Here is a 7,804-nt window from a genome sequence, read left to right as displayed (position 1 = left end):
TTGTGTATCCACCCTCATACCGATTCCAAGCTAATCTTACGGTTTGAAAAAACACTTCGGATGCAAAATCCCGAACATGCCCATGAGATAGAAAAAGCCCTTTCGATCGGTTTGGCGGCGAGAGGATAGTTAGCGGAGTTTGTACAAGATCGGGACACTGATACGGACCGATTTTTTTGGTTTTGGAAACTCGCTTGATGAAGTTTCAATCAACTCTTTTGCCGCATCGTCCAACATATCGAAGCCTGAGCTTTGGGTGATCCGTATTTGATTCACTTCACGGCTGGGTTCGAGGGTAAATGTCACTATACATTCCCCCTGTTGTTTTAGTCGAAGGGCATTTTTGGGATATTTTAACCGCTCTGCGAGGATAGATCGGATTTTTCCGAGATTTTCCTCTTCGTAATTTTCTTCTACTTTCGGCGCAGGTGGTGGCGGCGGCGGTGCTTTTGGTGTCGAAACGGGAATCGTTTCAGTCGGTTTTTGTAGAGGAGCGGTAACTGTCGGAATCGGCTGCGGAGCTGTTATGGGCGAGGGTTGTACCGCTTTTGGAGGTACAGCCGTTTTCATCTGCGGGCTGATTTTAGGCTGCTGATGCGGTATGGGTTGGGCTGAAAGCTTTTGTACGGGTTGTTTTGGCTGAGGCAAAGGGGAGGCAGCCGGTTCTGGAAAAGAGGTATCCAACAACAGTTTTAGTTTGATTTTTTGAGGCGAATCGGATAGGTTTTTTTGGACTGCACTGAATATTCCGATTAAGAGAACCGCGAGTCCAAAATGGATACCTATCGAGAGAAAAAACGATTTTGTGATGCGCACGTGTTTTAAAAAACTTAGATTTTTATTTCAACTTTTGCCGCAGTCCGGAGGCTTTCGGTTGTTTTATTCATGAGCGCTTTAAATTTTTCTACTTTGATGTATTGTGAAATCTCTTTTTTGGCCTGCTCATAAGGGACTTTTTTATCCCCCTGTTTCATTTTATCGCTGTTTGCATCGTAAAAATCTTTCGTCTCTTTATCGGTTACCGTGATTTTACTCATTTGCTGTTTGATCCACATATCTACGGCCAAATCATCTTTGATAGCTGCATATTGCGCTTTGAAGGCCGGAGTATTTTGAAGCCCGCTTTTGAGAACTTCATTTTTGATGAGAGATTGATTGACGAGTTGTTCCACCACTTGGTGTTTCATCTTTGGATCAAGCTTATCAAAACTCATTCCGGGGATCGCTTTTGCTAAAAAGGCATTGGCATCGTTTGTTGTGATAGCATTACCGTTTACGGTAGCGAGGGTAGTTGGAGCTGCAAATAGACAATTTGAAGCTAATACGAGGGTAGAAAGCGCAAGAGAAAGTTTCATAAGGTTCCTTCTAGAAAATAATTAGGGATATTATAGTGAGGTTTGATTATGCAAATGTTAATAAGGGGGATAAAATAGAACTGGTGGACCCTATCGGGATCGAACCGACGACCTCTTCGCTGCCAGCGAAGCGCTCTCCCAGCTGAGCTAAGGGCCCAAAGTTATTGGAGCGCAATTATACGACGAAGGGGTCTTAAATGTCAATGCAAACCCAAAGAGTAAAGTTTTTTTGAAAAGGTGTCGATATAGTGAGCATGAAAAAGTTAGCCCTAATGATGATATTTGGTACCCTCGGTGTAACGTTGAGTGCGGAGGAATTTACAATTCAAACAATCAGTGCCCAAAAAGAGGCCTCTATTACTCCCGCTTTTGAGAAAAAAGTACAAAAAAGTGCTCTCCCTTCGACAAAGAAAAAAGAGGGTGAGTGCAATATTGTAACCGTAGGAGCATATCCGTCGATCAAAGCGGCGAAACACGATCTCGTAAAAGCAAAAAGCATTAGCAAAGATGCTTTTGTCCGTTCTGTGAATCGAACAACGCCAAAAGTATGCGAATCGCATGTTGCGGCTGTGGAAGTAAAACCGATTGCAGAGCATAAAGATGAGAAGCCATCACCTAAAAAAGAAGAAACGGTAGTCGTAGCGGTGAAAGAGACTCCGGCAGTTGCTCCTGCACCGCAAAGCGCAGTCGCTCCGGTAGTGTCAGAGACAAAAGCTGAACCGTGCAAAGCGCAGCCGTGCACGAATGTCACCTATGTATACGACCGTAATCTTGTCCACAAGGGCGATGTACATGAAGCAATTGAATACTATAAGCACTCGCCGTACTATACGTTTAAACCTACCTCTACGCCGCAACGTTTTTAAAGTTGCGGTTCTTTGTTCGCTACACTGTAAAGGCAATCCAAATCGGTACCAAGGCTCTTTTTAGCCTCCGCGTGAAGCGCTTCGAGCAGTTCAGGTCCATTTTCTCCGTTTGAGGGGTAGCAAACCGCTGCAGAGGGGATAGTGCGTTCAAAAAGATCTTCTACCATTTTTTTAACAATTCCGCATCCGTATCTATCGGTATAGGGCATGACGAAAAAGTAGTAGTGCTCACAATGGACGATGGAATCGGAGGTGCGAAGCAAACTTTGCATATTTGCCTCTACAATGGGTTGAGAAATACCCGTAAAATCGCAAAATAGAATCGTGAAACTCTCGAAACGGTTTTCATCCAATCGATCGGATATCCCGATATTCAGATCGATTAATGATGAAAAATTATAAAATGAAAACATTACTCCTGCCATGTAGCCTCCTTGAAATGTCTCTTCTTTAGTATGGCGTTAATTGTATCAAACTAATCAGGGTTTAAAATGAGTCGCTGTACACTCTTGCTTAACAAATGTGTTCAGGGAGTAAAATCGGTATGCTTGAAGAGATCAAAACCCTTCCCCCTCTGCCTGATTCTGTGATTAAAATTCAAGAATTATGTATGAAGAGTGATACCAATATTGATGAGCTAAGTCGGGTCATTGAGCACGATCCAATGCTCAGTGCCAATATCTTAAAAGCGGTCAATTCACCGTTATACGGGATGAGTAGAGAGATATCCTCTATTCCGCAAGCCATTATGTTATTTGGAATTGCAATGATCCGTGGATTTGCGGCTGCCAGTGCAATCAAAAAAACGATGGCAATCGATTTGAGCCCTTATGGGACAACAATCGATGCGTTGACTACGGTCTCTTCGGTTCAATCCGCATTAGCACGAGAGTGGTATCGTCAGGTGGACAAGAGTATGCTTCCCCTCTTGCAAAGCGCTGCTTTTTTGATGGAACTTGGAAAGCTTGCCGTCTCTATGAATATCCTTAAACGTGGAAACTCTGATTTGTTCGCAAGTGAAATAGCGCAATGCGGAACATCTATCGAGGCTATAGAGCGCACTTATCTGGGATCATCCGGTTATGAAATTTCGGCCGCTATGTTTGAGCATTGGAACTTCGAATCGGCATTAATCGATGCGTTGCGTGAGGTATCTAATCCATCAACACAAAACCCTTATGCAAAAGTATTGGGAGTTATTGTCCATGCCGCCAATATCAAAGGTGTTTTCACTGAAGAGGGGATGATGGAGGCGCTACGCCTAATCGAGCATTTCGGATTGAATAAAACGGCATTCGAAGAGGCCGTTTCGAAAGTTAAATCAATACTTTAATCTATCACATCGGAAGGTCAAAAAAGTAGGCCAAACCGTAGTAAACACTATAAATCCCATAGATAAGAATCGCCAGAGCGGCGATGCGGTTCATCGTTTGGCGAAAAGCGATCTCTTTAAAAAAGCTAACCGATTGACCCAGTGCAAGAAGGGTCGGAACCGTAGAGAGCCCAAATACCGCCATTATGATTCCGCCGTTGATGATCGATGCGGACGCGGCGGCTTTCGCGGCGAAGAAAAAGACGAATCCGCACGGAAAAAAGCCGTTCATCACCCCCAAGGCATAAAAACTTCCAATACTTTTACTTTTGATGAGACGTGAAAAGAGAGTTTTAAAAAGAGGATTGGTTGAAAACCCTCTCTCCAGCAGATGAATCAGCTTGGAAAGACCGAACATTCCCAGTGCCGTGATAATCATCACAATCCCGGCAAAAATGAACAAAATGCCGTGTGTCTGCATGTTAAAACTAAACAGTGCTCCGATTCCGCCGAAAATCATCCCCAATACGATATAGGAACTGACACGACCGATATTATACGCACCGTGACGGATTAGCTGTGCGCTGCGAGACATAGAGGCATCGATTTTGGTAGAACTGTAGGCGACAATAAAACCTCCGCACATTCCGATGCAGTGACCGAAGCTTCCCGCAAACGCAATCGAAATGATAAGCCACCACTCTATACCGTGCATAATGCAACCTTTTCGTAAATATTAGTAGTATAAATAATTTTTGTTACAAAAGTGTTAAGACTTAACACAAATTTAACTGTTCTATGAAACAATAGCATGAAATTATTTAAAGGATTCGCGAATGAAAAAAGTTCTTTTCTCCTTGGTAGCATTGGTAGCTATTTCGAGTGCCGATCAGTTGGTCAAGCTCAACGTAAGCGGTATGATGTGTCCGGCATGTGTCAAAAACGTCAAAGGTTCGTTGAATGATGTCAAAGGGGTCAAAGAGACCACCGTTTACCTCAAAGAGGGAAAAGCGGAAGTAAAAGCAGCTGAGGGCACCAAAGCCGAAGAGATGTGCGATGCGGTTAAAAAAGCGGGTTACGGCTGTAGCGTTGCTAAATAAGTCAGATCATATACTTTTGCGCATCATTGCGCGAAAGATCGCTCACCGTTGTGAGTGAAACTCCTCCGAAATCGAGGGTCTGTTCCCCCTCAAAGCCTGCTTTGCAATATGCCAATATCAGTTTCGCCGCCAAAAGTTTATCGTTTTCGCTTGCGTTGCGTGAAATGAGCGCATGAGGACCGACCAAATCGGTAGTGATATGGAGGTATTTTTCGTTTTCAATCCCTTTGAGAATCTCATTGTCTTCCGCATTGCGTCCGATGATCAGTTTCGCTTTCTCTGGGAGGCGCAGCTGGCGACCGTATTTAATGGTCGGAATGTCTTCGACGCTAAAGGTATCGTGTGCGATAAAATCGCGAATTTTATTTGAAAAATTTTCATCGGTGAGTAAGCATCCACCCCCCGGAGCTTCGTAGTCTTTGAGCCCGAACTGAACTGCCAGTTCCATTTGTCGGTCACGGTTGCGTCCGTTGATATTTTCGAGCTTTTCTCGATCCACCCACCCTTCGATTTCGGGAATAGTCGGCGTTAGGGACTTCGCGCTGAGCGGACGGAGCAACAATCCCTCGCAGTTGCTGAGATTGAGGACCTTTTGGAGTGAATCGCTGTTTTGGCTCATCGGGCGTTGTCCCAAGACCTCGCCGCTAATCAAAAAGCTTGCCCCCCACTCTTCCATCACCCGTTTGGCGACCTCAAACATTTTGGCGTGGCAGTCGATGCAGGGGTTGAAGTTTTTCCCGTAGCCGTATTTCGGGGTAAAAAGAACTTCGCGGATATACTCGTCGCGTATATCGACACTGCGAAACTCGGCACCGATTTGCTGACACATGTTTTGCATGTGCGCCAAACGATCTTTCGTCGAACCGAATCCCGTATTGATATTGCAGGCGATCACTTCGATCCCTTGATCGATGATGAGTTTAGCCGCGATGGTGGAGTCCAGACCGCCGCTGAACAAGGCTATGGCTTTCATTTGTATTCCTAAATATTGATTGTCATTTTCGTATATTGATTGTCATTTCCGTTCGTGGTGAGCTTGTCGAACCATGAGCGGATTCACCCTTCGACAGGCTCAGGGCGAACGAGAGATTAACTCAGCGGTACCAATTCACCCCGTTTGAGTCGCTCGATTTTATCCCGATACTGACGAATTAAATACGATTTTTGATCGAATGATACCGTATTTTGCGTTGTGACTTTTTTGAGTTCACGGTTATAATGGGCAACCAAGAAAGTGATAAGCTCTTGCTTCAACCCCTCATCACCCTCAAATGCTCTAATCCGATCATCCATCATCAGTGCACTGAGGCGGGGATCATCACTGCGTCCTTGAAGGGCAGCTTCAAATTCGTTTCCATGATATTGCAATAACGATACGTCGATGTAGTTAAGCAGAGAGTTGAGTAGCTGGGGGCGTTCTAAAATCGTTTTGATAAAGCTCAACTCCCAAATATCGTGATGAGAAAAATTGATCGATTGGGCGGTTGTATTTTTTTTGTGCCCTATATGAATAAGAGAAGGTGAAATACCCAATTTTGAGGCGACAAAGGGACGATATTCCTCTTGGAGCAGCGGAGAGAGGGTTTTGAGAAACGCGATGTTTTCATGCAGTGCCGTCTCTTTGGCTTTTGGGTCTTGCAGATCGTAAGCGGAAATCATTTCCGAGATAACGAATTCGATAAAAGGGATCGGTCGGTGCAGGAGGGCATTGAGCGCCTCTATTTGGCCGTTTTTAATCATATCGGCAGGATCCAATCCCCCTTCAAACAAAACAACGCCTCCGTCAAAGCCAGACATGCTGAGGAGTTTTGAGGCTTTGAATGCAGCGGCACGCCCCGCTTTATCACCGTCGTACGCCAAAAATATTTTCGGTTCCCCTTTGCGCAACAGCGGTAAATGCTCGGCAGTGAGCGCGGTTCCCAGTGTCGCGACGGCGTGGGTAAAGCCGGCCTGATGGAGCATGACGACATCGAGGTACCCCTCGGTAACGATGATTTCGCGACGGCGGTAAATTGCTTCGCGGGCAAGATGATAGGCGTACAGCAGACGCGATTTATTAAAAATGGCGCTTTGGGGGGAGTTGACATATTTGGCCTGATGACCCGTAATCGTACGTCCTCCAAACCCGACGATAGCACCGCTGGTAGAGTGAATCGGAAACGTGATCCGCTCGATAAAGCGGGCAAACAGCCGCCCGTCATCTCCCCGCCCGATAGCCCCTTGTTCGAGTGCTTCGGTAGTCGGGAGTTTGCGCTGTTCTAAAAACCGGAGCGTCTCAGGAGAAGTGGGAGCGTATCCGATTCCGAACCGCTCAATACTGGAGGCGTAAATGCCCCGCTCATGGAGGTAGTCCATCGCTGTTTTATTTTGCTCCAGAAGCTTTTGGTACCAATCGTTGAGCGTTTCGAGGAGGTTGGAACGCTTTTTTTGTTTGGTGTCGTCGGTATAGTGGAGGGTGAAGTTGGTAGAAGCGGCCAGTTTTTCGATCGCTTCGGGATAGTTGAGCTTTTCATACTCCATGACAAATTTGATGCTATCCCCGTGTGCACCGCAGCCGAAACAGTGGTAGCTTTGGCGAGTGGGATTGACGACAAAGCTTGGGGACTTCTCATCGTGAAACGGGCAGGGGGCTTTGAAGCTGCTTCCCGCACGTTTGAGCTCGATGTAGGAACCCACAATGTCGACAATATCAAGTCGGGCTTTGAGTGCCTCGATGGAGTCTTGAGTAATCATGGTTTGATTTTAGCGTAACAGTGCTTTACGGTAAATTTATGCTATAATTCCATTTCGAAAATTTTAAATAGAAAGTGGGTGATTGCATGCCTGGTATTATCTTACGCCAAGATGATAATTTTGATGCAGCTTACCGCCGTTTCAAGAAACAAACAGATCGTAATCTGATTGTTACTGAAGCTCGTGCTCGTCGTAACCACGTTACAGAGACCGAAAAGCGTAAACAATTCAAAATCAGCGCTCGCAAAAAGATGTTGAAACGTCTTTATATGATGAGACGTTACGAATCACGCCTGTAATGACAGGCGCTTCGGCGCCTGCATTACTCTTTTCCTCCTTCCGAATTTCCCCTTTGTAACAAAACCTTTACTAACCCTGTGATACACTTCGTGTAAACATTTTTGCACAAGGCTACATCATGCTCTTTAGCGCACCTCT

The 7,804-nt window shown here is 45.4% G+C and carries 10 protein-coding genes and 1 tRNA gene; 4 read left to right on the top strand and 7 right to left on the bottom strand.

Annotated features, from left to right (window positions below; translation table 11 throughout):
• Window positions 1–129: 129 nt before the first annotated feature.
• The 3 genes from JHC35_RS03945 to JHC35_RS03935 all read right to left on the bottom strand — a co-directional run bounded on the left by JHC35_RS03945 (window position 130) and on the right by JHC35_RS03935 (window position 1,512).
• On the bottom strand, window positions 130–816 hold the full coding sequence (locus JHC35_RS03945) for a TonB family protein (RefSeq protein WP_295042208.1): 687 nt from the start codon (window positions 814–816) through the stop codon (window positions 130–132).
• Window positions 817–830: 14 nt separating this feature from the next.
• The gene (locus tag JHC35_RS03940) at window positions 831–1,355 is read right to left on the bottom strand and encodes a hypothetical protein (protein ID WP_295042206.1); all 525 of its coding nucleotides are present in this window, start codon (window positions 1,353–1,355) and stop codon (window positions 831–833) included.
• Between the two features lie 81 nt (window positions 1,356–1,436).
• Window positions 1,437–1,512, bottom strand: a tRNA-Ala gene (locus JHC35_RS03935).
• 97 nt (window positions 1,513–1,609) lie between these two features.
• Between JHC35_RS03935 and JHC35_RS03930 the strand changes: the two genes are divergently transcribed.
• The gene (locus JHC35_RS03930) at window positions 1,610–2,221 is read left to right on the top strand and encodes a hypothetical protein (RefSeq protein ID WP_295042204.1); all 612 of its coding nucleotides are present in this window, start codon (window positions 1,610–1,612) and stop codon (window positions 2,219–2,221) included.
• Here the strand turns inward: JHC35_RS03930 and JHC35_RS03925 are convergent.
• Window positions 2,218–2,646: a hypothetical protein gene (locus JHC35_RS03925; RefSeq protein WP_295042202.1), complete on the bottom strand. Its 429-nt coding sequence runs from the start codon at window positions 2,644–2,646 to the stop codon at window positions 2,218–2,220. The genes JHC35_RS03930 and JHC35_RS03925 overlap by 4 nt on opposite strands.
• Before the next feature lie 95 nt (window positions 2,647–2,741).
• Here JHC35_RS03925 and JHC35_RS03920 point away from each other — a divergent pair, with 95 nt between their 5' ends.
• Window positions 2,742–3,554: an HDOD domain-containing protein gene (locus JHC35_RS03920; RefSeq protein WP_295042200.1), complete on the top strand. Its 813-nt coding sequence runs from the start codon at window positions 2,742–2,744 to the stop codon at window positions 3,552–3,554.
• Between the two features lie 4 nt (window positions 3,555–3,558).
• Here JHC35_RS03920 and JHC35_RS03915 read toward each other — a convergent pair whose 3' ends face one another.
• Window positions 3,559–4,248: a sulfite exporter TauE/SafE family protein gene (locus JHC35_RS03915; protein ID WP_295042198.1), complete on the bottom strand. Its 690-nt coding sequence runs from the start codon at window positions 4,246–4,248 to the stop codon at window positions 3,559–3,561.
• Window positions 4,249–4,369: 121 nt separating this feature from the next.
• On the opposite strand from JHC35_RS03915, the gene JHC35_RS03910 reads away from it, so the two are divergent.
• A complete protein-coding gene (locus JHC35_RS03910; RefSeq protein ID WP_295042196.1) occupies window positions 4,370–4,633 on the top strand; it encodes a heavy metal-associated domain-containing protein in 264 nt (87 codons plus the stop codon).
• A gap of 1 nt (window position 4,634) precedes the next feature.
• On the opposite strand, the gene JHC35_RS03905 is transcribed toward JHC35_RS03910, so the two are convergent.
• Window positions 4,635–5,606: an argininosuccinate synthase domain-containing protein gene (locus tag JHC35_RS03905; RefSeq protein ID WP_295042194.1), complete on the bottom strand. Its 972-nt coding sequence runs from the start codon at window positions 5,604–5,606 to the stop codon at window positions 4,635–4,637.
• A 116-nt stretch (window positions 5,607–5,722) separates the two neighbouring features.
• Window positions 5,723–7,366, bottom strand: coding sequence for a DNA primase (gene dnaG / locus JHC35_RS03900; RefSeq protein WP_295042192.1), 1,644 nt, complete (start codon window positions 7,364–7,366; stop codon window positions 5,723–5,725).
• Window positions 7,367–7,452: 86 nt separating this feature from the next.
• Here dnaG and rpsU point away from each other — a divergent pair, with 86 nt between their 5' ends.
• Entirely contained in the window at window positions 7,453–7,665 is a 213-nt protein-coding gene (gene rpsU / locus JHC35_RS03895) for a 30S ribosomal protein S21 (protein ID WP_013458942.1), read from the top strand.
• Window positions 7,666–7,804: the final 139 nt, after the last annotated feature.

Source organism: Sulfuricurvum sp., from assembly GCF_022759005.1.
In the GTDB taxonomy this organism is placed as follows: domain Bacteria; phylum Campylobacterota; class Campylobacteria; order Campylobacterales; family Sulfurimonadaceae; genus Sulfuricurvum.
Note: the sequence above shows the minus strand (reverse complement) of the source record. Positions and strands in the feature narration are given on the sequence as shown.

Excerpts from the sequence above, each read along its gene's own strand:
- JHC35_RS03940 (WP_295042206.1), bottom strand. The coding sequence starts at position 1,355 with ATGAAACTTTCTCTTGCGCTTTCTACCCTCGTATTAGCTTCAAATTGT.
- JHC35_RS03930 (WP_295042204.1), top strand. The coding sequence starts at position 1,610 with ATGAAAAAGTTAGCCCTAATGATGATATTTGGTACCCTCGGTGTAACG.
- JHC35_RS03925 (WP_295042202.1), bottom strand. The coding sequence starts at position 2,646 with ATGGCAGGAGTAATGTTTTCATTTTATAATTTTTCATCATTAATCGAT.
- JHC35_RS03920 (WP_295042200.1), top strand. The coding sequence starts at position 2,742 with ATGTGTTCAGGGAGTAAAATCGGTATGCTTGAAGAGATCAAAACCCTT.
- JHC35_RS03915 (WP_295042198.1), bottom strand. The coding sequence starts at position 4,248 with ATGCACGGTATAGAGTGGTGGCTTATCATTTCGATTGCGTTTGCGGGA.
- JHC35_RS03910 (WP_295042196.1), top strand. The coding sequence starts at position 4,370 with ATGAAAAAAGTTCTTTTCTCCTTGGTAGCATTGGTAGCTATTTCGAGT.
- JHC35_RS03905 (WP_295042194.1), bottom strand. The coding sequence starts at position 5,606 with ATGAAAGCCATAGCCTTGTTCAGCGGCGGTCTGGACTCCACCATCGCG.
- dnaG (WP_295042192.1), bottom strand. The coding sequence starts at position 7,366 with ATGATTACTCAAGACTCCATCGAGGCACTCAAAGCCCGACTTGATATT.
- rpsU (WP_013458942.1), top strand. The coding sequence starts at position 7,453 with ATGCCTGGTATTATCTTACGCCAAGATGATAATTTTGATGCAGCTTAC.